Raw genomic sequence first — 23,184 nt, 5'->3', positions numbered from 1 at the left:
GTGTCTCCCGCCGTACCCACCGTTCGCTGGCAAGCGACCGCAGAGGTGTCAGCCAGTCTAGGCGGACGACAACACACCACAAAGTTATTTAACCCCACTAATCAATGATGACATTCATGGTCGGGAAAAACCCAATTCGCAGACGGAACTTCGTGAAACTGAGCGGTGTTGCGGGCGTCGGACTGCTGGCGGGATGTGCCGGTGGCGGGTCCGGCACGGACGACGGGGCAGGGACCACTGAAGGCGAAACCGGAGGCGGCGGGACGACGGGGCAGACCGACAGTTCCGGGGGCGGCTCCGGCGAGTCCATCGTCATCGGTTCGCTCCAGCCGCTTTCGGGGTCGTTCACCCCGTGGGGGAACGCCCACCGCGCCGGGCTCGCGTTCGCCGTGCAGGAGGTCAACGCCGACGGCGGCGTCTTGGGCCGACAGTTGGAAATCGTCGAGTCGGACACACAGAGCGACGCCGGACAGGCCGACACTATCTTCCGCCGATTCGTCGAACAGGAGAACGCGGTGGCGACGGTCGGTCCCGTCTCGTCAGACGTCGGTATCCGAACCGCACGCACCGCACAGGAGCTCGAAGTTCCGATGCTCCTCCACATGTCCGGGACGAACCAAGCAATCACCCCGGAGACGACCTACACGTTCCGAGTCGGGTTGCTTCCGGCGGCCACGACGATGCAAGCGCAGGCGAGCCTCGTCGCCGAGGCCGGCTACTCGAACGTCGGCGCAATCATCGGTGACTACGCGTGGGGCCGCTCCGTCGAGGCGGGGATTCAACAGCACTTCGACGTGGACGTGAACGTGCAGGCCGCGCCGGTCGGCGCGAGCGACTTCAGGTCGTTCATCCGGCGATATCCGCAGGACCTCGAAATGATGGTGGCGACGGGCCACCCGCCGGGGTCGCTCAGCATCGCGGGCCAGTTGAACGAACTCGGGTACTCGCCGGAGGTCGTCACCGGCCCGAGCTTCCCGCCGGGCGTCATCGCGGGCGCGCTCGGCGACCTCGCCTTCGAAGGCGGGTTCACTCACGTGCACAACACCGACGTGTACAGCGACGAGTTCGCGGAAGTGGCGCGGCGCTTCGGCGAGTCGACGGGGAACCAGTTCGACACCCACACCGCGTACGGCTACGTCTCGGGGAAGATGCTGGCGCAGGCCATCGAAGACGCCGGTTCGACGGACTCGACGGCCATCGCCGACGCCATTCGGAACATCAGGTTCGACACGCTGTTCGCGAACCCCATCGAGTACACGGAGAACGGCGAGCTGAAAAATCAGGTGCAGATATACAGCCAACTGACGTCGGAAGCGCCGTCGTACTTCCCCGAGGGGAACTTCGGCTTCGAAGAGCAGTTCCGGACCGACGCACTGCCCGCACTCCCCGCCGACCAATGATGGCGCGATTCGGTCGGGGTACCGCCGTCGCCCGATTCGCCGCTCGGAGCGGAGCGACGACGACTCGGGACGGGAGGTGTCCCGTATGGTGACGGCGAGCACGCTCCTCGGCGTCGCCATGGACGGCCTCGCCTTCGGCGTGTTCCTCGCCCTGCTCGGCGTGGGCATCACCCTCGTGTTCGGCCTCGGCGAGGTGCTCAACCTCGCTATCGGCACGTTCGCCGTCCTCGCGGTGCTCGTCGCGACCCTCGTCGTCAACAGCGGGATGGGTCTCGTCGTCGCCGGCGCGGTCGCACTCGTCGTGGTCGCGCTGTTCGGACTGGTCGTCGACCGGACGATTCTCTCGCTCGTCTACCGGTCGGACGGCGAGGAACGCATCCTCCTCGGCATCTTCACGACGCTCGGGTTGACCGTCTTCCTCGACGGCGTCCTCATCAACTACTTCCCGTCGCGGTACACGCTCCCGTTAGACGTGGGCACCGTCTCCGTCGGCGGCGCGACGCTCACTGGGAGTTCGCTCATCATCGTCGCCATCGGCACCGTCGTTCTCGCGGTCCTGTTCGGGTTCTTACGCGGCACGTTCCTCGGGAAGGCCACCCGGACCGTGTTTCAGGACGAACGCGGCGCGCGTCTCGTCGGGGTCAACCCGCGGCGCATTCGGACGCTCATCTTCGTCCTCTCGGCCGCGGTGGCCGGACTCGGCGGGCTGGTGTTCGCCGCCGGCTCCGCGGTCGCGGTGTCGAACGGGTTCGAGTTCACGACGTTCGCGCTCATCATCTCCATCGTCGGCGGCGTCCGGAGCCTCGTCGGCGCGATTAGCGCCGGGGTCTTCCTCGGGCTCGTCAACCAGTTCGCCAACTTCTTCGTCGGGTCGTACGTCGCGACCATCATCCTGTTCGCGACCGCCATCGTCGTGCTCCTCGCCCGGCCGGAGGCGATATCATGAGTTCCAGACCGTCGCTCGGCACCGAGGTGCGAAACGTCGCCATCGTGGCGGTCGTGTTCGCGCTCGCACCGCTCGCGGTCCTCGGGAGCAGTTACTACGAGAGCGTCCTCGCCCACCTCCTGCTCATCGCGCTGTTCGCGGTCGCGCTCAACATCGTCTTCGGACACACGGACCAACTGTTCCTGTTCATGGGCGGGCTGGCGGGGTTCGGCGCCTACACGACGGCGATTTTGGCCGACGCGTTGGCCATCTCCGCGTGGGTCACGCTCCCCGTGGCGGCGCTGGCGTGCGGTCTCATCGGCCTCCTCGTCAGTTACGTCTCCGCCAAACGCAACTTCACCGTCGTCCTCATCTCCATTCTCACGCTGAACCTCCAACTCGTGTTCAGCGAGATATTCGTCGGCGCGCGGGGCATCACCGGCGGGTCGACCGGATTCCCGTACGAGTACTTCGGCCTCGAGGTCGTCGCCGACGCGGTCGGCATCGAGACGAAGCTCGTGCTCTACTACCTCGTGTTGCTCCTGCTCGTGGCGACGCTCGGGTTTTACCTCCGGCTCGTCCACTCGAAGTACGGCATCGCGTTCGACGCCATCAGGGAAGACGAGGTCGCGGCCGAGTCCATCGGCATCGACGTCGTCCGGTACAAGACCATCGCGGGGTTCGTCGCCGCCTTCCTCATCGGCTTGGTCGGCGCGTTCTTCGCCCGCGAGTCGGGGTACATCCTCCCCGGTGGCTTCACCTTCATCGCCGTCGACGTCATCGTCCTCATCGTCCTCGTCGTCGGCGGCCTGCGGACCACGATGGGGCCCATCGTCGGCGCGACCATCATCGTCGGTATCGAGGAGTTCCTGAGTTCGGCCCAGAGCCTCCAGACGTGGCGGTCCGCCATCTTCGGCGCGCTCCTCATCGTGTTGTTCCTCTACTTCCGACAGGGCGTCGTTCGCTCCGCCCGAGACGTGCTGAGCGACCTCGGTCTCACCGACGAACCGGAGGGGGGTGGCACGGACGTCGAAAGCCGCTGACTCGGACTCGGACTCGGACTCGGACTCGGACTCGGACGTTTCCTTCCTGTTTTCATTCTAACGCGGGCCGTCGATTCTCACACCACTACAGCGACGGCTCACCTCTCCAACGACCGAGAGTGACAGCCCGACAGCCCGCAGAGAAGCGACCGTCCCGTGAGAACCAGAACCGCGTCGGCGCTACACGTCAGCGCTACAGGTACGCCTCTTTGATGTGGTCGGACTCCAAGAGCGACGGCCCCGTGTCTTCCGTGATTATCTCGCCGTTCTCCAGGAGGTACGCCCGGTCGGCCAGCCCCAGCGCCTTGTGGACGTGCTGTTCGACGAGGAGCACGGTCACGTTATCGCTGATTTCCTCGATTTTCTCGAACACCCGGTTCGTTATCTTCGGCGCGAGCCCCTCCGAGGGTTCGTCGAGCGCCAGAATCTTCGGCCTCGCCATCAGTCCGCGACCGATAGCGAGCATCTGCTGTTGGCCCCCGCTCATCGAGGCCGCACGCTGGTCCTGTCGCTCTTCGAGAATCGGGAAGAGCTCGAACACCTCCTGCATCGTCTCGTCGAGCGACCCCCGCTGGGTGTACGCGCCCATCTCAAGGTTCTCGCGGACGCTCATGTCGCCGAACAGGTTCCGCTCCTCGGAGACGTGGACGAACCCGCGCTTGACGATATCGGAGGGCTCCAGGCCCGCCACGTCGTCGCCCCACGCGGTCACGCGGCCGTCGTCGACCGGGTGGAGACCCGACATGACCCGAAGGAGCGTCGATTTCCCCGCGCCGTTGGGGCCGACGATAGACACCACGCGGTCGTCTTCGGAGACGGTGAACGAGAGGTCCCACAGCACCTGAATGTTGCCGTAGGACACGTCTATCTCGTCGACTTCGATCATGCTTCGTCCCCCAGGTAGGCCTCGACGACGGCCTGATTGTCCCGGATTTCGGCGGGCGTCCCCTCCGCGAGCTTCCGCCCGCTGTTCAGGACGATAATTCGGTCTGCGACGCCCATGATGGCGTCCATGATGTGTTCGATCCAGAAGACGGAGATACCGCGTTCGTCGCGGAGTCGCCGTATCGTGTCGGTGAGGTCGGCTATCTCGCCGGGCGTGAGCCCGCTCGCGATTTCGTCTAAGAGCAGTAAGTTCGGCCGAGAGGCGAGCGCGCGCGCCAGTTCAAGTTGCTTTTTCTGTGCGATTGGGAGGTTGCCGGTCGTCAGCTCCGCTTTCTCCGTGAGGCCGATGAACGCCAGCGCGTCGTGGGCGCGCTCTTCGGCCTCTTCCTGTGAAATCGACTCGTCGGTGCCGAACAGCGCGCCCGTCATCACGTTCTCGAAGACGGTCATCTCGTCGAAGACGCGGACGATTTGGAACGTCCGAACCAGGCCCCGCCGTGCGATGTCGTGGGTCTCCAGCGCCACGATGTCGGTCCCGTCGAACGTGACTTGCGACCCGTTTTCCGGCTGGAGAACGCCCGTGATGCTGTTGAACAACGTGGTCTTGCCGGCCCCGTTCGGGCCGATGAGCCCGACGATTTCCCCGGAGCCGATTTCGAAGTTCACATCGTCGACCGCGACTAATCCACCGAATTCCTTGCGGAGATCGGCCACTGTTAACATAGTTCATTAAGATTGGGCAACCGTTATAACGTTTTCTCGTGCGCGCGGAACCGCCAACGACCACAAGACGAGTCGGTGACCGGTCTCGTGACGAGCGGTCAGTTGAACGCGACGTGCGACCCGGTGAGTACGCCGTCGGACCACCCGTCCGCCGACGGGGATGACTGCGCTGACCACAACGTATATGCCAGTCGTATCGTGATATCATATTATCTATGACGAACGATGACACGGAATCACCAGTGTTAGTCGCGGGAGCCGGCCCCGTCGGCATGACCACGGCGCTCGCGCTACACGCCCGCGGGGTGCCCGTCACGATTGTCGAAGCGGAGTCCGAAGACCGCGACCGCTCGGGGAGTCGGGCGATTTACGTGCACGGTGCGACGCTCCGAACCCTCGAACGCGTGCATCCCGGACTCGGGACGGGCCTCGTCGAGGAGGGTCTCGTCTGGCCGACTCGGCGGACGCTCTATCACGGCAGGGAGGTGTTCTCGCGGACGTACGACAGCCCCGGCGGGTCGGGCGACATCCCCCATTTCACGAGCATTCCGCAGGTGACGACCGAGGCGTACATGCACGAGGCGCTCGCCGAAGCCGGCATCGACATCCACTGGGACGCGGCGGTCGAGACCGTCGAATCGAGTCCCGACGGCGTCCGCGTCGAGACGGCGGACGGACAGACGTGGGAGACGCCGTATCTCGTCGGAGCCGACGGCGGGGGGTCGACCGCCCGGTCGGAAATCGGCGCACAGTTCGAAGGCGACCAGTCGGAGAACTCCTTTATCATCGCCGACGTCGACGAGGTCGAAGACGACCCGCTCCCGTTCGAGCGGCTGTTTCACTACGCTGACCCGGCCGTCGGCGACCGGAACGTCCTCCTCGTCCCGTTTACCGGCGGCTGGCGGCTCGACATCCAGTGCATCGAGGGAGACGACCCCGAAGAGCTCACCAGCGACGAGCGGATGCGGGAATTCGTCGCGGCGGTCATGGGTGAGAGGTACGCGGACAACATCGAGTGGGTGTCCACCTATCGGTTCCTGCAGGTGATGGCCGACAGCTTCGTCGACGAGCATCGCCGCGTTCTCTTGGTGGGCGAGGCGGCGCACCTGCTCGCACCGTTCGGCGCGCGGGGAATGAACTCCGGGGTCGCCGACGCGGACGAGGCGGCGTCCGCTATCGCGGTCGGCTACCGGGCGCACAGCGACGCGGTCGCCCGCGACGAGGTGGAGCTGTTCGCCGCTCGCCGCGAGAAGGCGGCGGAGTACAACCTCGACGCCGCGGGTCAGGCCCTCGACTATCTGCAGGGCGACGACCCGGTGACGGTGCTCCGAAAAGAGGCCGCGGCGTCGCTCGCCGCGTACTTCGAGCCGGCCGGCGAGTATCTCGACGACGCGCCGTACGGTCCCCACACGCCGCCGCCGATTGTCACGACCGGGAACTACTGACTGGACAGCGACTCGTCGAGCCCGAGTTGTTCTGCGACCCAGTGGTCGCGGACCGCGAACACCATCTCCTTTTCGTCGTCGAACGCCGTCGTCTCGGCGACGAACTCGTCCCACGTCCCGTCCGGAACCAGCGACAGGTCGTCGGCGGTGGTCGCGTCCGACGGACTGGCCTCGACCATCTCGTCGAAGCTGTCGAAGTCGGTGTAGGAAGTCATGAACGCCGAATCGAACAGTTCCCGAATCGGAATCTCGTCGCGGTCCTGTACGATGTCCTCCGCATCGGGGAGGTCGTCTGCGGCCTCGGCAGTCGCTTCAAGGTCGGATTCGAACGACATACCGAACGCTCGTTCCAGAGGTACCTAAAACCACCCGCTCGTGCGTGTTCGCGCGAGTGTGGTGGCCCGAAGTGCGGGTCTGGTTCGACAACCCGAGACCGACATCTGGTTTCGAGGTCGGTCGTCCGCGCGAGGTGTCCCGCGTAGCGGTTCGTCGTTGCGAACGTATTTAAATGACATTTCGCCTCGTACGATTGGCAGACCACTCACCGGGAACGGCGCGCACGGCGGTTTTAATTCAGGCACGACCGCCGCCATATGTCCGTAATCACACACATATCACTCGGCTCTCGATATGGCTTTTGTCGCGTCACCGAGGGGGCGATGGCTCGCGGCGTCGAATCGAGCGAGCGGACTACGTAACCATGCTTTCCGTATAGCACTGCAACCATACCGGTCGAAGCCCTCAATACGAGTATGTCAGTAGGATGTCGATGTGTTCGAGACGGACGGACCGTTAGTCCGCCGTCGAAATCGCTCGAGGGCGGCGAGGCGACACCGACGCGAACCACAGCGCGAGCGTCGGCGTGGCGACGGGCGACCTACGAGGCAGTCGGCCTGCTGGGTGTCGTCGGAGTCGTCTGGGCGGTACTACCGCGGACGCACCCGCTCCAGATGATGGTCGCAGTGAGCGCGGTGTACGGGCTACCGTTTCTCTGCGTGTCTGCCGTCCTGTGGACCCGAGACTACTCGAACGCTGTCGAACAGTGACGCTCCGCTGACGAGCGCCGCACGGCTCCGAGGCGGTCGGTTTTGGCCTTTCTTCGAGAGGTGACCGCAACTCGGTACTCGTACCGACCGCGGGAGCCGAGTTTTCTGGTCCGGGCCACCGTACCGCCACTGCAGGTACCGCCGGGGAACGAGCCGCTCGGGAACTGGGGTACTTAAACACCCATTCCAGATAGCATAACTGCGAAGCCAGTAAGCTGACTATTAACAGGTGATGTCAGAAGAATTCGGTTCGGAACTGGACGGAAAAGATGTTCAGCGACTCGCTCCGACTCGACGTGGCCGAAGCGGGCATCCACGTCTCGTCGATTGAGCCGGGGGCGGTCGACACGGAACTGCTCGACCACATCCCCGACGACGAGGTCCAGAAGAACGTCAAGGACTACGTCGGCACGATGGACGCGCTCGCGCCCGAGGACATCGCACGAACGATTACGTTCGTCGTCACCCAACCCGCACGCGTCGACATCAACGAAGTCCTCATCCGCCCCCTCGACCAGGTCCAGCCCTAATCGGCTTCGAACGGTCCCCCCTCGGACGAAGCGGCGGCCCGGCCCGACGCGGCCGAACCACCGACACAATGAGTATCTGAGCCGTTAAGTTAGTAGTGTATATTTAGAGCAATAGTGTCTGAGCGGGGTTATCTCCAACCGGATATACAACCGATACGAAAATTCCAGACAGGAGCGTTCTACCGCTGGATTTTTGAACTATCATCTGTCGAAAATTGTGTCGCTCGTCGATGACAGCGAGAGACTCTCCGTCGCGGTCGAGAGCGTTCCGCCCAGATGGTATCCGCTGATATTCAACCGATAAACGGCTTATTTCCTAAAATATCGCGGAGTATGAGCACCAGTTCGCGTGTGTGGAGGAGTCAGTCGACGTTTCACAGAACTCATCTAAAACACAATATTATGTAAGATGTATCAGAAAAACAGAATTGAAAACGCGCAGAGTGCCGGACGAACTACGGTCGCGGAAGCGACGCCTCGGAGAGCACCGCAGGGATGAAACCGGCGCGCTCGCAATCCGATGACGAGTGAGCGATTCCAACGAGACCGAACCCGAGATAGCGTGGACCGCGGCGGTACGTGGACTCCGGGGTCTCCCGATGCGAATCGCGTTCAACGGCGTCGACTTCGGCCGCGTGTTGTGGTGGGGCGTGTTCGCCGTTGCTCCCCTCGCGTTACTGATTTTCGGGGCGCTCGCCGGTGACAGCGGCCCGTTCGTGTACAGTATGTACTGCGCGGTGATACTGACGGCAGTCCTCCAGAGTTCGGAGCGGTTCGTCCGCATGAGCGTCACGGTCGACGGGGACGCCGGCGAGCTCGAAAGCACCTACCACATGGGCGACCCCTCGCTGTTTCGGAGCGACGAGGACGTGACCACGTCGCTCGCGGACGTCGAATCTGCCCGGTTCGTGACGCTCGGAGACCAGACTGCGGTCCGGTTGTTCTACGGGAAACCGTTCGTCAACAAGCCCTCGATGTTTCTCGTCTCGGACGAGTTCGAACCGCGATTTCGTGAGACGCTCCGTCAGTACGACGTTTCGATTTCCGCGGATTCGACGCCGAAATCGGCCGATTGGGTGTGGGTTCGGTTCGCCGTGACCGCGCTCTTTTTCGGGGCGATTCCGCTCGGCACGGTCGTCGTCTGGCCCGCCGGTTCGGTTCCCTTCCTGCTGGCCGTGTTCGGGCACGCCGCCTTCGTACTGCGGCAAGGCTGGTGACGCCGTGGGTCGTTCAGAGTCGGTCGAGCCGGGGGCGAACTCAGGGGAGAAGCGACAGCAAATCGAGGAGCGCCTGTTTCAACCGCTCGTTCGAGACCGCGTAGCCGACCGCGAACATGAGACTGACCACGCCCCCGGCCGCCACCGACGCGAGGACGCCAGCGTCGGCCGGGCCGAACACGTAGACCACTCCCGCCGCGACGATACCGCTCAGGACGACGAACAGCCAGCTTTGCCGTGGCGTCAACCGACTCGTCTCCATGTCGACTACCCTGTCGGCTGTCACGAACAAAACCGTTGTCACTGAGCGGTCGACGCGGAACCGGACCCTCGCCGTCTCGTGAGTCCCGCCGACTCGCGGCCGGTCATTCGACAACGGTCCCGACTCCCGAGCCCGGTGACACCGACGTCACCTGCTTTCGGTCACGTCGCCGAGAAGGTATATAGATTCGACGCGTAGGTGCGCACGTAATGAAAGTCGGCTCCGAGACGAAGCTCTACAAGGCGGAGCGAACCGACGTCTCCCAGAATCAGGGGAAGTTCCGGACCTACTTCAACTTCCCCGGCCGCGCCCTCCCGGACCACGCGGACCACGGCTACGGCCCGCTCGCGACCATCGTCGAGTCGTTCATGGACCCCGACACGCACATCGCGATGCACCCCCACCGCGACGAGGAGATCATCTCGTGGGTGCCAGCCGGCGTGATGCGCCACGGCGACCAAGACGGCAACGACCTCGTCACCGACGCCGACCACCTGATGGTGATGAACGCGGGCGAGACGTTCTGGCACGAGGAGTTCACCCGCGCGGACGACCCGCCGCTCCGCATGCTCCAGATGTTCGTCCGGCCACACAGCCTCGGGCTGGAGCCGAACGTCCAACACGAACCCATCGACGCCCCCGTCGAGGGCGAGTGGCGGCATCTGTTCGGCCCCGAGGGGTCCGACGCGCCGCTTTTCGTCCGCAACGAAGTGGACCTCTTCGACCTCCGCCTCGACGCCGGGTCGAGCGCCGACCTCCCCGAAATCGAAGGTCGGGACGCGTACTTCTACGTGTTCGACGGCGTCGTCGACGCCGCGGGCACGCGCTTCGGGAAGACCGAAAGCGGCCTGCTCGTCGACGACGCCGGCCTGACGCTCACCGCCGACGAGGACGCCACCGTGGTCGCGTTCCTGATAGACCCCGACGCGCCCGTCACCCGACAGGGGACCATCGGTCGCTGACGCGACATCGCCGCCACCGACACGCCTCCGCCGCCGAACCATCCCGCCGCACCCGCCCATCGTTCAAACAGACACGCCCAACTCGATGCTCACAGACACCGCCGGAATCCACCACGTCACGGGAATCGTCCGCGACGCGCAGGCGAACGTCGACTTCTACGCGACGACGCTCGGCCTGCGCCTCGTCAAGCAGACGGTGAACTTCAACGAGAAATTCACGCGCCACCTGTTTTACGGCGACGAGACCGGGTCGCCCGGGACGGCCCTGACGTTCTTCCCGTACCCCGCCGAGGAGCCGGGACGTCCCGGGACGCCGCAGATTCGGACCGCATCGCTGGTGATTCCGCCCGACGCCGTCGACTACTGGGCCGACCGCCTCGCCGACCACGGCGTCCAAGTCGACGGCCCGTTCGAGCGGTTCGACGAAACGGCCATCCGGTTTTCCGACCCCGACGGGACCGACCTCGAACTCGTCACCGGCGAGTCGTCGGTCGACCCGTGGGGCGACGGTCCGGTCCCCGCCGAGCGCGCGATTCGCGGCATTCACGGGGTCACGCTCCACTCGACGAACCCCTTCGTGACCGCCAGCGTGCTCGACACGCTCGGGTTCGACCTCGTCGCACAGGAGGGCGACCGCGTCCGCTACCGAGCGCCGGGCGACCGGGCGACCGTCGTCGACCTCCTCGACCGGGACGGCGAGTTCGGCCGCGAGGGCGCGGGGAGCATCCACCACGTCGCGGTCCGCGTCGACGACGAATCCCAGTTGTACGAGTGGCACGACCTGTTCCGCGAGCGCGGCTACGACGTGTCGCGGGTGAAAGACAGACACGTGTTTCACTCGCTGTACGTCCGCGAACCGGGCGGCATCCTGTTCGAACTCGCGACCGACGGTCCCGGGCTCACCTTCGACGTGGACGTGGAGACGCTCGGGGAGTCGCTGTACCTGCCGCCGTGGTTGGAGGAGGACCGCGAGATGATAGAGAGCCAACTGCGTCCGCTGGACCTGCCGGCTGGCGTCGAGAGTGGGGACGAGGACGGAGCAAATAGAGACAACGGGTCGAACTGATGTCACCCCGCCCGACTGCGCCCGCGTCCGCGACCGACCCCCACGAGGGACAGGAGATTGCGACGGCCGGCGCGCCGCCGCAGGTCGCCGACGCGGCCGTCGTCATGCTCCACGGTCGCGGGTCGAAAGCGCGGCACGTCCTCACGCTCGTCGACGAGTTCCTCCACCGCGGCGCGATGTACCTCGCGCCGCAGGCCGCCGGGAGTTCGTGGTATCCGGCCCCGGCCGCCAGTCCCATCGAGCGAAACGAACCGTGGCTCACCTCCGCGCTCGGCCGGGTGTCGGCCGCGCTCGACATCGCCGCAGACGCCGGGGTTCCCCCCGAACGAGTCGTCTTCTTCGGGTTCTCGCAGGGCGCGTGCCTCGCCGCCGAGTTCGCGCTTCGAAACCCCCGCCGATACGGCGGCCTCGTTTCCCTCTCGGGGAGTCTTCTCGGACCCGACCTCGGGACTCGAACCGACGGTCGCGTCGGCAACGACGGCGACGACAGCGATGGCGACCACGACGGTCACGTCAGCGACGGCGACCTCGACGGCACACCGGTCTTCTTCGGAGGCGGCCGCGACGACCCCCGCGTCGATGCCGACCGAGTCGAGGCGTCGGCCCGAGCCTTCTCGGCGCTCGGGGCCGACGCGACGAGTCGGCTGTACGAGGGACTTGGCCACGCTATCAACGACGACGAAATCCGGGTTATCGACTCGTTCATCGAGCGACTCGACTGACCGGACAGACGGGTCTCGGGGGGGCGGCGACGAAAAAACGAGCGTGCGTGGTCGCGGTCGAGACGCGACCGGATGCGTGGATTAGACCTCGTCGACGAGCGAGCCGAAGGTGGACTCGGCGTCGGCGGGCACGTCGAAGTCGTGGTAGTGTTCGCCCTTCTCGGTCGAGAGGATGTTGAGGGCGGCGGCCGCGCCGTCGCCGGCGGAGATGACGGCCTGCCACTCCTCGGCGCGGACCATCGCGCCCGTGGCGTAGGCGCCTTCGACGCTCGTCTCCATCGTCACGTCCACGTCGACGAGGTCGTCGTCGAACGCACAGCCGAGCGCCTCGGCGAGGTCGCGGTTCGCGCCCGTGGCGAGCACGACGTAGTCGGCCTCGTACTCGTCGTCGTCGGTCGTGACCACGAACCCGTCGTCGCTGTCGCTCACGTCGGTGACTTCCTCGCCCTGATGGCGTTCCGCGGCGAAGTGGTCGACCTGCGTGCGGAGCGTCTCCATGTAGTCCGTGCCGTCGATGGAGCCGATTCCGGGGTAGTTGAACAGATGCGCCTTGTGCATCCACGTCTTGTCGGTGTCGAAGACCGTCGTGGAGAGACCGTTCTTGGCGGTGAAGAGGGCGGTTGTCAGACCAGCGGGACCGCCGCCGATGACGATTACGTCTGCCATGTCTCATGTACTAGCGCACTCGATAAAGAACCTCGGCAAAGCGGATATTTTGTATTCCTCTGGATTACGTGCGGCCGGGTGGCACGACGCTCGGCGCGCCCCGCGGCGTCGCCTCGCCGCAGTCGATTCCGGATTCCCCTCGCTCTTAGTGTCTCGGTTCGTGTGCCTCGGCGATGGACCGCGACCGACTCCTCGCCGCCGCTCCCCTCCTCGCGGCGGGCATCTGGGGCGGAATGTACGTCGTCAGCAAGTGGGGATTCCGGTCGATTCCGCCGCTGACGCTCGCCTTCCTGCGCGTCGCACTCGGCGCGGGCGTCCTCTACGTCGCCGTGCGAGCGACCACGCCCGCCCGGTCGTTCGACCGAAACGAGTGGCGACGGTTCGCGGCGCTCGCCGTCTGGCTGACCGCGGCGCTTTCGACCCAGTTCGTGGGCACCGACCTGACGAACGCGAGTCAGGGCTCGCTTTTGACCGTCCTGACGCCGGTGTTCATGCTCGCGCTGGGGGTGACGGCGCTCGGCGAACCCCTCACGCGCCGGAAGTCGGTCGGGACGGCGCTGGCGACGCTCGGGACGCTCGTCGTCCTCTCGGGGCAGTACGACGCGGCCGCGCTCGCCGGCGGGAGCGTCTCGGGCGTCGCGTTGCTCCTGTTCTCGTCGCTCTGTTTCGCCGCCTTTTCGGTGTTCGCGAAGCCGCTCATCCGGCGGTACTCGGCGCTCGAAACCGCGACCTACGCGACGGTGCTGTCGGTGCCCCTGTTCGGGGCGCTGGTCCCGGTGGAGTTCTATCTCGACCCGGCGGCGTTCGACTCGATTTCGCCCTCGCTTCCGGTCGTGGGCGCGGTGCTCTACCTCGGTCTCCTGAGCACCGCGGCCGCGTGGTACTGCTGGTACAAAGGCATGGAGTACGCGGACGCGAGCGCCGTCGGCGTCTTCTTTTTCGCCCAGCCGGTCGTCGGCATCCTGCTCGGCGCCGTCGTCTTGAGCGAGCCGGTCGGCCTCGAACTCCTCGGCGGGGGCACTGTTCTCGCTGTCGGCGTCTTCCTCGTGAACGCCGACTGACGTGGTGGGCGTCGTCGCGTTGACCGGGCCCGGAACCGACCGACGTGACGGCGTTCGACGTCTACTCCTCCAGTTTCGACTCGGCGAACGAGACGGCGAACTGGTCGCGCATCTCGCGGCGGAGCATCTCGCTCATCACCTCGTAGACGACCGGCTGTGGATATTCCTCCAGTAGCGAGGCGAGTTCGACGGCGCATTCGGACTTCAGCGCGGCGAATTCGGCGGTCCACGGTGGGTTGCTCATAACCCGGACATTCGCTTCCGAGTAGTTATGAACTTTGATTGAAACAAAGTGGGTTTTCGAGCGCGCCCGGTCGCACCCGGTCGCACCCAATCGCACCGCTCGCCGGGAGATACGTCGGACGTTCGGCAGAAGGGTGCCGGTCAGGCGGGGTGAACCCACCCCACCAGATGCCCTCGGTGGGGCACCCGTTTACGGTAACCTGTGGTGGTCGCGCGGGAAGCGCGTCGTTCGTCTGCGCTACGCGGCGTTACTCGAAGAGTTCGACGGCCTGGTCGTAGCGGGCCGACGGTTCTTCCCAGTCGACGACCTCGAAGAACGCGGAGACGAAGTCGCCGCGGGCCGGGCCGTAGTCGTGGTAGTACGAGTGCTCCCAGACGTCCAGCGCGAGAATCGGGTGAGAGCCCCAGAGCGCGCCCTGGTCGTGCTTGTCGACGACGACGTTCCGAAGCTGGTTCGAGAACGAGTCGTACACCAAGAGCGCCCAGCCGCCGGCCGCGCCGGCCGCCGCTTCGAATTCGCCCTTCCACGCCTCGTAGGAGCCGAAGTCCTCCGCGATGCGCTCTGCGAGCGCGCCCTCGGGCTCGTCGCCGCCTTCCGGCGACATGTTCTGCCAGAACAGGTCGTGCAGAATGTGTCCCGAGCCGTTGTGGGTGACGTTGCGGAGCGCGCCGGCGGACGAGCCGAACTCGCCTGCTTCGCGGTTGTCAGCGAGAGTCTCCTCGGCCGCGTTCCAGCCGTTGACGTAGCCCTGATGGTGGGTGTCGTGATGCCACGTCAGCACCTGCTCGGAGATGTGGGGTTCAAGGGCGTCGTACTCGTACGGGAGGGGGTCAAGTTCGTAGTCTGACATTGGTGTTCGCAGTTAGACCGAGGGACCGAACACATATGTACGTTCGCTGAACGCGATTTACGTAGTGGATATGATATTTCGTGGTCCGGCTCCGTTCACAAATTCACCGACTCACGGAGAGACGGTGCGAACAGACAGTTCCGAGGCGCTCGTCCGGCTCGGAACTGAGGACACACCTCAAAAGCCGGACGACTGCGTGACCCTTCGGGGCTCTTGTTATTGTTTAACAGCCAACAATTTATTATAGTAGACCGTCGTCACGAACTGACGTGATGGGAGACGTACACGATTCGTCAGTACGCGCTGACGAAGCCGAGCCCTCCACCGATACCGAAGCGACCGTCCTCTCCGTATCGGACCTCCACAAGCAGTACGAGGGGAGCGACGGGTCGGTTACGGCGGTCGAGCGAGTCGACTTCGACATCGAGCGAGGCACTGCCGTCGGGCTACTCGGACCCAACGGGGCCGGGAAGACGACCACGATTAAATCGGTACTCGGGCTCATCGTCCCCACGGGCGGTACCGTCCGGGTTCACGGAACCGACATCCACGACGAACCGGAGCGCGCGTATCGACATATCGGGGCGATGTTAGAGGGCGCACGGAACGTCTACTGGCGGCTGACGGTGCGGGAGAACATGCGGTTTTTCGCGGCGCTCGCCGGAGAATCGACGCGGCGAACGGAGCGGCGACAACGGGAGTTACTCGATAAGTTCGGGCTCACGGACAAAGCCGATTCGACCGTCAGAGAACTCTCGCGGGGCGAAAAACAGAAAGTCTCGCTCGCGTGTACGCTCGCGAGGGACGCCGATGTCGTCCTTCTGGACGAGCCGACGCTCGGACTCGACGTCGAGAGTTCGCTCGAACTGCGCGAGGAGCTTCGACGCCTCGTCACGGACCGAGGGACGACGCTCCTCCTGTCGAGCCACGACATGGACGTCATCGAGGACATCTGCGACCGGGTCGTGGTGATGAACGACGGCGAAGTCGTCACCGACCGGAGCGTCTCGAACCTCCTCGACGTGTTCGACATTCAGTCGTATCGAATCGTGGTCGACGGAACGCTCCCACAGGAGATCCGCCGGCGTCTCTCGGCTCAGTTCGACGCGGATTCGTTCGAGACGAGGGGCGGTTCGACCCAGTTTTCGGTCCGCGTCGGCGGCGACGAGTTTTACCGTCTCGTCGACGGCCTGCGCGAGGCCGGGTGCGACGTCGAGTCGTTCACCTCGGTAGAACCCGACCTCGAGGAGGTATTCATCCAACTGACGAACGAGCCTTCCGAGGGCCCGCTCGAGTCCGACCGTTCACAGCGGATGGACACGCAGACATGAGTTCGGAGACAGCGCATTCGACCAGTCCCGGTAGCGAGACCACGCTTGCTGGCTTCGGCCGACTCCTCTGGGAGATCGTCAGAAAGCAGTTCACCGTGATGCTCCGGTACCGAGTGAACTTCGCCATCAACGTGGCGACGATGTACGTGTTCTTCGCCATCGTCTTCTTCGGCGGACAAGCGGTCGTCGGCGGAATCGGCGGGTCTCCACAATCGCTCGATTCGACACTCAATGGCGTCATCGTCGGCTGGTTCCTCTGGACGATGGCACAGGGCGCCTACTCCGGTCTCTCCGGGAACGTCACGCAGGAGTCCCAGTGGGGAACCCTCGAACAGCTGTATATGTCCCCGTTCGGGTTCGGGCGTATCATGCTCCTGAAAGCGGCCTCCAACGTGATTCAGAGCATGGCCATCGGGGGGCTCATCCTCGTTCTCATGCTGGTGACCACGGGCCGAACGCTCTCGGTCGACCTGCTCACTATCGTCCCCGTCGTACTCGCGGCGCTACTTTCGGTCGTCGGAATCGGGTTCGTGTTCGCGGGGCTCGCGCTCATCTACAAGCGAATCGGGGCGGTTTCGAACCTCATGCAGTTCGCGATGGTCGGCCTCGTTGGGGCACCGACGGCGGACGTGCCGCTCCTTCGGTTGCTGCCGCTCGTTCAGGGCTCTGCGCTCCTCCAGCAATCGATGCGCCGGGGGGTTCGGCTGTGGGAGTTCTCGGCCGGGGAACTGTCCGTGCTCCTCGGAGTCGGCGTCGGTTATCTCGTCTGCGGATACGTCGTTTTCAAGTACTGCTCGCGAGTCGCTCGGCGCCGGGGCGTCATGGGACACTACTGAGCGGTCGTCCACCGTTCGGGGTGCCGTCCCGCTCTCCCCAGCGACAGCACGAGCTGAATTTATAACCAATTGCCATTAGATTTATAACAAGTCGGCCAGATATACATTTTGATGTCAGTAGCATTGGACATCAATATTGCACGTACTGTTGACAAATCGCACTACGACGGCCTCTTCGGGTCGATCATCTCAGACAAGTTCGAGATGTCCCACGACAGCACCGGGACGGCGTCGTGCTACCTCCCGTGTCACACGGCCTCGAAGCTCCCCTGCTGCGACACCACCAACTGAGGTGTCTCCGAGCCTTCTCCGCGCCGCTCGACCGCGGAGAGGGACATCGGTTTTTTCCGACGGCCTGCAGATGCTCTCCGATTCACCCCGTAGCGTACCGATTCACACCTACTATGACGACATCGACAGCTGACGAGATGGTGTTCACACAACGACAACGTCGCGAAATCGCCGGTCGCGCCCGGACGCTCCACGAGCGTCTCGACGGGCCACCGAACGACCCCGGTCCCGACCCCGAGATATCTCCGAACGCGGTTCTGGACGAGTGGGAGGGCCTCTTCGCCGACGAGGAACAGTTCGCTGAGCGGCTGGCGGCCGACGGAATCCGGCGGGCGGACGTCGAAACGCAATCCGCGGCCACGTTGTGGCCGAGCGACGAGCCGCTCCCGGCGTGGCTCGAGACGGTCGAAGAGCTAATCGAGTATCTCCGAGCTTCCGACCCGACACGCTACTCAAGCACGCCGGACGATGTTCCGTTCCGTGAGCTTTTGACCGGGTTCAGCGAGTTCGCGCGGAGCCGGCTCGGCACGCTCTCCGTTCCGGACAAGTCGTTGGAACCGTTGGTCGAGGGACTAACCAGGCGGTTTCACGCGCTCTGCGTCCGGCCGCTGTACGTCGAGTTCAAGAGCTTCGTAGAGCACTTCGACCCCGAACTCGCCGCTGCCGACCCCGACGAGTTCGACGACCCACCGACGGAGTACTACGAGGAGTTCATCGACGCGATGTTCGCACACGGGGTGTCCAACCTCTGCGTCGAGTACCCCGTTCTCGCCCGACAAATCGCCGTCATCATCGACAACTGGGGCGACGCGGTCTCCGAACTCTGCCGGCGGATTCGCGACGACACCCCCGCGCTCAGAGAGCGGTTCGGTATCGACGGCTCGGTGACCGCGCTCGAACCGCTCTCGACGGACGCGCACGCGAGGGGCCGAATCCCCGTCCGCGTCTCGTTCGGGTCGGCCGACGTCATCTACAAACCGAGAGGCGTCGGCGGCGGCGTGGCCCTGTACGAGGTGCTCGAACGAGTGAGCGACCACACGTCGGTCGCGACCTTTCGGCCGCCGGAGTACCTTCCCAGAGACGGCTACGGGTGGATGGAACCGATAGCGTACGACGACTTGGCCGACGAGGACGCGGTTCGGCGGTACTACGAGCAGGCGGGCGTCCTCACCTGCGTCGCGTACGCGCTCAACGTGACCGACTGCCAGTACGAGAACCTCCTCGTGGACGGCGAGAGTCCGATGGTCGTTGACGGCGAGACGGTCTTCCACCCCCACGTTGACCCGGCGGCCATGCCGACACCGACGGAAGTGTCCACGGTCGCCCACAGCACGGTACTCGCGACGCTGTTGGCACCGTGGTCGGTCGGCGATCCGCGCACCCCGAGCGACGACGACGCCGGCGTTCCGCACGCCGGGTTCGGTAGTTCGAGCGAACGGGGGTTCAAAGACGTCTCCAAACCCGGTATCGAAGCGGCGAACACGGACGTCATGACGGTAACGGAGGTTCGACCGGAAGTCAACCTGACCACGAACACCGCGAGCACCGCGGAGCGCGACCACCCGCCGGTTTCGTACACCGAGCCGCTCGTCGAGGGGTTTACCGAAGCCTACGACGCCATCCGCTCGTTGCGCGAAGACGGCGCGTTCTTCGGCGACGTGTTGCCTTGCGACCTCGTCGATGGTATCGAAAACCGGTTGGTGTACCGGGCGACGGCCCGGTACGGCTCGATTCTCCGGTCGGCGGCCGCGCGCGACCCGCTTCGAGACGGGGCTCGCCTCTCGGTCGAGTACGAAAAGCTCGCCGTGCCCTTCTTCGACGGCCGAATCGACGCCGACGAGTACTGGCCGCTGTATGCGGCCGAACGGCGGGCGCTCCGCCGCCGTGACTTCCCGCGGTTCGCCTCGTCGCCGACGAGCGGCACGGTCGTCCACGACGGGGACGAACTCCCCGTTGAGGTCGATACCCCCGGGTACGACCGATGCCGACAGCGGGTCGACTCGATGAGCGACGACGACCGCGACCGCCAAGCGTGGCTACTGCAGTACGCCTTCGGGCCGCAGGTTCCGGGTCCGGCACCGGAGCCCGACATATCGGCCGACGCGTTCGATTCGACCGCGAGGGCGTTGTTCGAGGAGGTTCTGGACGCCGGTATCGAGACGCCGGACGGCGACGCCTGGGTATCTATCTCGCCGACGAAGACGGGCATCGACCTCTACCCGACGGACTTCTCGCTGTACCACGGACGCGGCGGCATCGCCCTCGCGGCCGCGGCGCTCTTCGAAACCACGGGCGAGGCGCGCTATCGAACCGTGGCGGAGGAGGTCTTATCGCCCGTGCTCTCCGCCATCGGAGACGGCGGCCCGCCGCCGAACTTGGGCGGGATGCTCGGGGTCGGGTCGGTCGTCTACACGCTCACGGTCGTCTCGGAACTCCTCGACGCCGACGAGTACCGCCGCGCCGCGCGCTCGGCAGCGGAGACCGTCACGGAGTCCCACGTGGCGAACGACGAGACGTTCGACGTGCTGGAGGGTTCCGCCGGGACGCTGCTCGGCCTCCTCGCGTACTACGAGCGGCACGGCGACGAGTCCGTCCTCGACCGAGCGGTCGCGTGCGGGGAGCGCCTCCTCGATGGCCGCGCGCTCGAAAACGGCTACCGAGTGTGGCGGACTGCCGACGACGACCCGCCGCTCACGGGGTTTTCACACGGTGCGTCCGGAATCGGCTACGCGCTCGCTCGACTCGCCGAGGCGACGGGGGACGGGCGGTTCTCGGACGCGGCGCGCGAGGCGCTCGCCTTCGAATCGTCGCTGTACGACCCGAGCCGGAACAACTGGGCGAAATCCCACGATGACCGGAGTTACGACGATAAGTGGTGCCACGGGCGGTCGGGAATGGCGCTCGCCCGGCTCGGCATCGCGGACACGCTCGACGACCGCGACCTCCGCGACACCGCGATTGACGCGCTCTCGGAGACCGCCCGTGCCGAACCGTCGAACATGGACCACCTCTGTTGCGGAAACTTCGGGCGGGTCGAGTCGCTCCTCGTCGGCGCGCGCCGCGGCCCCCTCGACGAGTCGCACGCGACTGAACTGGCCCGTCGGAGCCTCACCCGGAGGGCCGCTCACGGCGAGCTTTCGATGACCGGACACACCGAAACCTTCGCGAACCCGATGTTCTTCCACGGTCTCTCCGGCGTCGTCTACTCGCTGTTACGACTGGACAGCCCCGACCGCCTCCCCTCGGTTCTGCTCTTGGAGTGAGCGGGCCTCCACTCACCCGTCATCGCCGGCCCGAGCGTCGTCGAGTTCGGCCTGCACCGCGCCCCACGACACCGGCGGTTCGAACGCGGCGAGCGTCTCCTCGAACGACTCGATTCGCGCCCCGTACTCGTCGGTCCACGGGGGTCGGGCGAGTTCGTCGAGGCGCTCGCGGAGTCGCTGTACGCGGGCGTCGAGGTCGTCGAGGTCGGCGGCGGCATCGTCGAGACCGTCGGTCTCCGCGTCAGACTCGGGAGCCAGTTCCCGGAGGTCGGCGAGTTCGGCCCGCACGTCCTCGACCAATAGGGCGGAGACGCGGACCCGGAGCGCGGCGTTGCACCACTCGGTCGCGCGGTCGCCGTCAGCGTCCTCGGCGGCGTCGGCGCCGTCGTCGGACCTCTCCGCGTCGGCGACGGCCTCGACCCGGTCGGCGAGTCCGTCGAGCGACTGTTCGAGCGCCGCCACGTCGCCGTCGAGCCCGCGCACGCGAACGTCGTGGTTCGAGAGCCACCGTTCGAACTCCTCGATGTCGAGTTGTATGTCGTCCGCGTGCGCGGTGAGCGCCTGCGACTCGGAGGCGACCTCGCGGAGTCCGAGCACGATGTCGTAGACGGACCGGGGGTCGTCGCGCCAGTCGGAGAGCCCCTGTAGCTCCTCGCCGAGCGACGCGACCCGCTCGCTCGCGTTCGTAACCGTCGCCTCGAACACGTCGAGACGGGACCGCACGGCACCGACGGCCGCGTCGTCGCCGGCGGCCTCGCGGGCGTCGTCGAGGTCGATGGACGCGAGTTCGACGCGCGTCTCCGCGGTCGACAGAATCATCGACGTGTCCGTGACCGCCGAGTCGACGCCGTCGGCCGTCACCGCGCCGTCTTCGGTCACGTGACTGAGCACCGCCCGAACGGTGTCGGGGTCTCGGGACTCGTCCGCGTCCACGACGCGGTCGGCCGCGTCGGATTTCGACAGACCGATGATACGTTCGGAGCCTGTGGTTCCGTCCTTCTGAGCCATCGTCCGTACGTATCTCGGGACCCGTTATATTTTCTGTCGTCTCGATTACGTTCGGGTATATAGTCCTCGGTACTGATGTGTGCGCTAATATCGAACTATTTCGTCTCTTAGTGTTACGTTGAACTCTGATAGAACTAAAGTGGTATTATAAACGCATTTTATTTAAAACCGGGTCTGACCACGTGATGGCGCAAGATTCCAAGAAGTTGGCAGGCAGCGTATCACGTCGGCAGTTCCTCGTCGCGTCGAGTGCGGCGGGCGTCGCGGGGCTCGCGGGTTGTTCGGGACAGTCGAACTCCGAGACCGACGCGCCGGCGACCGAAGACGAGGGGACTGACGCTCCGGAGACCACGACGTCGACCCCCGAGGAGACGAGCGAATCGAGCGCGCCGCAGATGCTCACCGCCGAGGGCTCGTCGACGGTGTATCCCATCGCGAACAAAGGGAGCTCCTACTGGAACTCCAACGCGCCGCCGAGCGACGGCGAGTACTGGGGTTCGAGCGACGAATCTACCGTCCCCGGCTGGGACGAACTCGGCGCACCGGACATGCGCCTGGCCGACTACTTCGCGTCCCTCTACGGCTTCGAGCCGACCGAGACGCAGGCGAACCCCGCGTTCGCAACGTCCATCGGCCTGAGCCACTCCGGGACGGGCTGTAAGTCCGTCCGCGACGGTCTCGTCGACATCGGTAACTCGTCGGGTCCGATTACGGCCGAACTCGGCATCAGCGAAGACGAGCGCGACGCGAACTACGTGGACCACGTCCTCGGCCGCGACGGCCAGCCCGTCGTCGTCTCGAAGGACGTCCACGACGCGGGTGTCACGGAGCTCACCGGCGAGGAAGTCCGCCAAATCTACCAGAACGAGATTACCAACTGGAGCGAAGTCGGCGGTCACGACCAGGAGATCTACGTGGTCGGCCGCGCGGAAGGCTCCGGGACGGACACCTCGTTCCGCCTCAACATGCTCGGGAGCGCCGACGCCTCGATGGAGGGCGTCGACACCCGCAAGGGTCAGAACCAGCAGGTCGCGACCGTCGTCCAGCAGAACGACGGTGCCATCGCGTACATGGCACTCGCGTTCACCGGTCCGGAAGTCATCCCCGTCGGTATCGACTTCGAGGGCACGCTCTACGCGCCGGACAAGAGCGCGGAGCACACTATCTTCGACAGCGACTACCCGCTGAACCGCGACCTCCACCAGTACACGACCATCACGGAGGACACCCCGAGCGGGACGGACATGCGCGAGGCCGCGTTCATGAACATGTTCCTGACCACGTTCGGTCAGAAGCTGTTCGTCGAGGACAACAACTACATCCCACTGCCTGACAAGGACCTTCAGGCCGAGAAGGACAAGCTCCCGAGCCAAGCGTAACGCGACTCGGACGCGGTAGCGGTTCCTGA

The 23,184-nt window shown here is 65.3% G+C and carries 22 protein-coding genes and 1 pseudogene; 15 read left to right on the top strand and 8 right to left on the bottom strand.

Annotated features, from left to right (window positions below; genetic code table 11):
- The first annotated feature begins 116 nt into the window (after positions 1-116).
- The 3 genes from C438_RS03680 (at position 117) to C438_RS03670 (ending at position 3,368) form a co-directional block, all read left to right on the top strand.
- Positions 117-1,400 (top strand): ABC transporter substrate-binding protein, encoded by a 1,284-nt coding sequence (locus tag C438_RS03680; RefSeq protein ID WP_004967917.1) that lies wholly within the window; start codon positions 117-119, stop codon positions 1,398-1,400.
- Between the two features lie 85 nt (positions 1,401-1,485).
- Entirely contained in the window at positions 1,486-2,346 is an 861-nt protein-coding gene (locus C438_RS03675; RefSeq protein WP_004967916.1) for a branched-chain amino acid ABC transporter permease, read from the top strand.
- Positions 2,343-3,368 carry a branched-chain amino acid ABC transporter permease gene (locus tag C438_RS03670; RefSeq protein WP_004967915.1) on the top strand — a complete coding sequence of 342 codons (1,026 nt, stop codon included), beginning with the start codon at positions 2,343-2,345 and terminating at the stop codon, positions 3,366-3,368. Before C438_RS03675 ends, C438_RS03670 begins: the two co-directional genes overlap by 4 nt.
- A 193-nt stretch (positions 3,369-3,561) precedes the next feature.
- Here C438_RS03670 and C438_RS03665 read toward each other — a convergent pair whose 3' ends face one another.
- Together C438_RS03665 and C438_RS03660 are read right to left on the bottom strand one after the other, a co-directional pair.
- Positions 3,562-4,254: an ABC transporter ATP-binding protein gene (locus C438_RS03665; protein WP_004967914.1), complete on the bottom strand. Its 693-nt coding sequence runs from the start codon at positions 4,252-4,254 to the stop codon at positions 3,562-3,564.
- On the bottom strand, positions 4,251-4,976 hold the full coding sequence (locus tag C438_RS03660; protein ID WP_083874953.1) for an ABC transporter ATP-binding protein: 726 nt from the start codon (positions 4,974-4,976) through the stop codon (positions 4,251-4,253). The genes C438_RS03665 and C438_RS03660 overlap by 4 nt, the downstream gene beginning before the upstream one ends.
- Before the next feature lie 215 nt (positions 4,977-5,191).
- Between C438_RS03660 and C438_RS03655 the strand changes: the two genes are divergently transcribed.
- Positions 5,192-6,421, top strand: coding sequence for an FAD-dependent monooxygenase (locus C438_RS03655; protein WP_083899939.1), 1,230 nt, complete (start codon positions 5,192-5,194; stop codon positions 6,419-6,421).
- Here C438_RS03655 and C438_RS03650 read toward each other — a convergent pair.
- Positions 6,415-6,756, bottom strand: coding sequence for a hypothetical protein (locus tag C438_RS03650; protein ID WP_004967911.1), 342 nt, complete (start codon positions 6,754-6,756; stop codon positions 6,415-6,417). The two genes, C438_RS03655 and C438_RS03650, sit on opposite strands and share 7 nt — an antisense overlap.
- Before the next feature lie 977 nt (positions 6,757-7,733).
- On the opposite strand from C438_RS03650, the pseudogene C438_RS03645 reads away from it, so the two are divergent.
- Both C438_RS03645 and C438_RS03640 read left to right on the top strand, forming a co-directional pair.
- Positions 7,734-7,997, top strand: a pseudogene (locus C438_RS03645) (SDR family oxidoreductase); the annotation flags it as partial.
- A gap of 527 nt (positions 7,998-8,524) precedes the next feature.
- Complete coding sequence (locus C438_RS03640) at positions 8,525-9,214, top strand: hypothetical protein (protein WP_049917707.1); 690 nt, start codon at positions 8,525-8,527, stop codon at positions 9,212-9,214.
- A gap of 40 nt (positions 9,215-9,254) precedes the next feature.
- Here C438_RS03640 and C438_RS03635 read toward each other — a convergent pair whose 3' ends face one another.
- Positions 9,255-9,476 carry a hypothetical protein gene (locus C438_RS03635; protein WP_004967908.1) on the bottom strand — a complete coding sequence of 74 codons (222 nt, stop codon included), beginning with the start codon at positions 9,474-9,476 and terminating at the stop codon, positions 9,255-9,257.
- Between the two features lie 209 nt (positions 9,477-9,685).
- Between C438_RS03635 and C438_RS03630 the strand changes: the two genes are divergently transcribed.
- From C438_RS03630 to C438_RS03620, 3 genes are all read left to right on the top strand, one after another.
- The gene (locus C438_RS03630) at positions 9,686-10,438 is read left to right on the top strand and encodes a pirin family protein (RefSeq protein ID WP_004967907.1); all 753 of its coding nucleotides are present in this window, start codon (positions 9,686-9,688) and stop codon (positions 10,436-10,438) included.
- Positions 10,439-10,523: 85 nt separating this feature from the next.
- Positions 10,524-11,504 carry a ring-cleaving dioxygenase gene (locus tag C438_RS03625; protein ID WP_004967906.1) on the top strand — a complete coding sequence of 327 codons (981 nt, stop codon included), beginning with the start codon at positions 10,524-10,526 and terminating at the stop codon, positions 11,502-11,504.
- Complete coding sequence (locus C438_RS03620) at positions 11,504-12,226, top strand: alpha/beta hydrolase (RefSeq protein ID WP_004967905.1); 723 nt, start codon at positions 11,504-11,506, stop codon at positions 12,224-12,226. Before C438_RS03625 ends, C438_RS03620 begins: the two co-directional genes overlap by 1 nt.
- A gap of 81 nt (positions 12,227-12,307) precedes the next feature.
- On the opposite strand, the gene C438_RS03615 is transcribed toward C438_RS03620, so the two are convergent.
- Positions 12,308-12,892, bottom strand: a complete 585-nt coding sequence (locus tag C438_RS03615) for an NAD(P)/FAD-dependent oxidoreductase (RefSeq protein WP_004967904.1) — start codon at positions 12,890-12,892, stop codon at positions 12,308-12,310.
- A gap of 173 nt (positions 12,893-13,065) precedes the next feature.
- Here C438_RS03615 and C438_RS03610 point away from each other — a divergent pair, with 173 nt between their 5' ends.
- A complete protein-coding gene (locus C438_RS03610) occupies positions 13,066-13,953 on the top strand; it encodes a DMT family transporter (RefSeq protein WP_004967903.1) in 888 nt (295 codons plus the stop codon).
- Between the two features lie 61 nt (positions 13,954-14,014).
- On the opposite strand, the gene C438_RS03605 is transcribed toward C438_RS03610, so the two are convergent.
- Positions 14,015-14,197 carry a hypothetical protein gene (locus tag C438_RS03605; RefSeq protein WP_004967902.1) on the bottom strand — a complete coding sequence of 61 codons (183 nt, stop codon included), beginning with the start codon at positions 14,195-14,197 and terminating at the stop codon, positions 14,015-14,017.
- A gap of 247 nt (positions 14,198-14,444) precedes the next feature.
- Entirely contained in the window at positions 14,445-15,047 is a 603-nt protein-coding gene (sod, locus tag C438_RS03600) for a superoxide dismutase (protein ID WP_004967901.1), read from the bottom strand.
- A gap of 272 nt (positions 15,048-15,319) precedes the next feature.
- On the opposite strand from sod, the gene C438_RS03595 reads away from it, so the two are divergent.
- The 4 genes from C438_RS03595 to C438_RS03580 all read left to right on the top strand — a co-directional run bounded on the left by C438_RS03595 (position 15,320) and on the right by C438_RS03580 (position 20,768).
- Positions 15,320-16,378: an ABC transporter ATP-binding protein gene (locus tag C438_RS03595; protein ID WP_004967900.1), complete on the top strand. Its 1,059-nt coding sequence runs from the start codon at positions 15,320-15,322 to the stop codon at positions 16,376-16,378.
- Positions 16,375-17,214: a hypothetical protein gene (locus C438_RS03590; protein ID WP_004967899.1), complete on the top strand. Its 840-nt coding sequence runs from the start codon at positions 16,375-16,377 to the stop codon at positions 17,212-17,214. Before C438_RS03595 ends, C438_RS03590 begins: the two co-directional genes overlap by 4 nt.
- Positions 17,215-17,325: 111 nt before the next feature.
- On the top strand, positions 17,326-17,505 hold the full coding sequence (locus C438_RS03585; protein ID WP_004967898.1) for a hypothetical protein: 180 nt from the start codon (positions 17,326-17,328) through the stop codon (positions 17,503-17,505).
- Between the two features lie 113 nt (positions 17,506-17,618).
- Entirely contained in the window at positions 17,619-20,768 is a 3,150-nt protein-coding gene (locus tag C438_RS03580; protein ID WP_152421740.1) for a type 2 lanthipeptide synthetase LanM family protein, read from the top strand.
- Between the two features lie 12 nt (positions 20,769-20,780).
- Here the strand turns inward: C438_RS03580 and C438_RS03575 are convergent, their stop codons facing one another.
- Positions 20,781-21,776: a hypothetical protein gene (locus C438_RS03575; protein ID WP_004967896.1), complete on the bottom strand. Its 996-nt coding sequence runs from the start codon at positions 21,774-21,776 to the stop codon at positions 20,781-20,783.
- Between the two features lie 185 nt (positions 21,777-21,961).
- Here C438_RS03575 and C438_RS03570 point away from each other — a divergent pair, with 185 nt between their 5' ends.
- Positions 21,962-23,155 (top strand): substrate-binding domain-containing protein, encoded by a 1,194-nt coding sequence (locus C438_RS03570; RefSeq protein ID WP_004967895.1) that lies wholly within the window; start codon positions 21,962-21,964, stop codon positions 23,153-23,155.
- Positions 23,156-23,184: the final 29 nt, after the last annotated feature.

The sequence above is a fragment of the Haloferax denitrificans ATCC 35960 genome (genome assembly GCF_000337795.1).
Classification (GTDB): domain Archaea; phylum Halobacteriota; class Halobacteria; order Halobacteriales; family Haloferacaceae; genus Haloferax; species Haloferax denitrificans.
The sequence above is the reverse complement of the archived record's forward strand: the minus strand, read 5'-3'. Positions and strand labels throughout refer to the sequence as shown.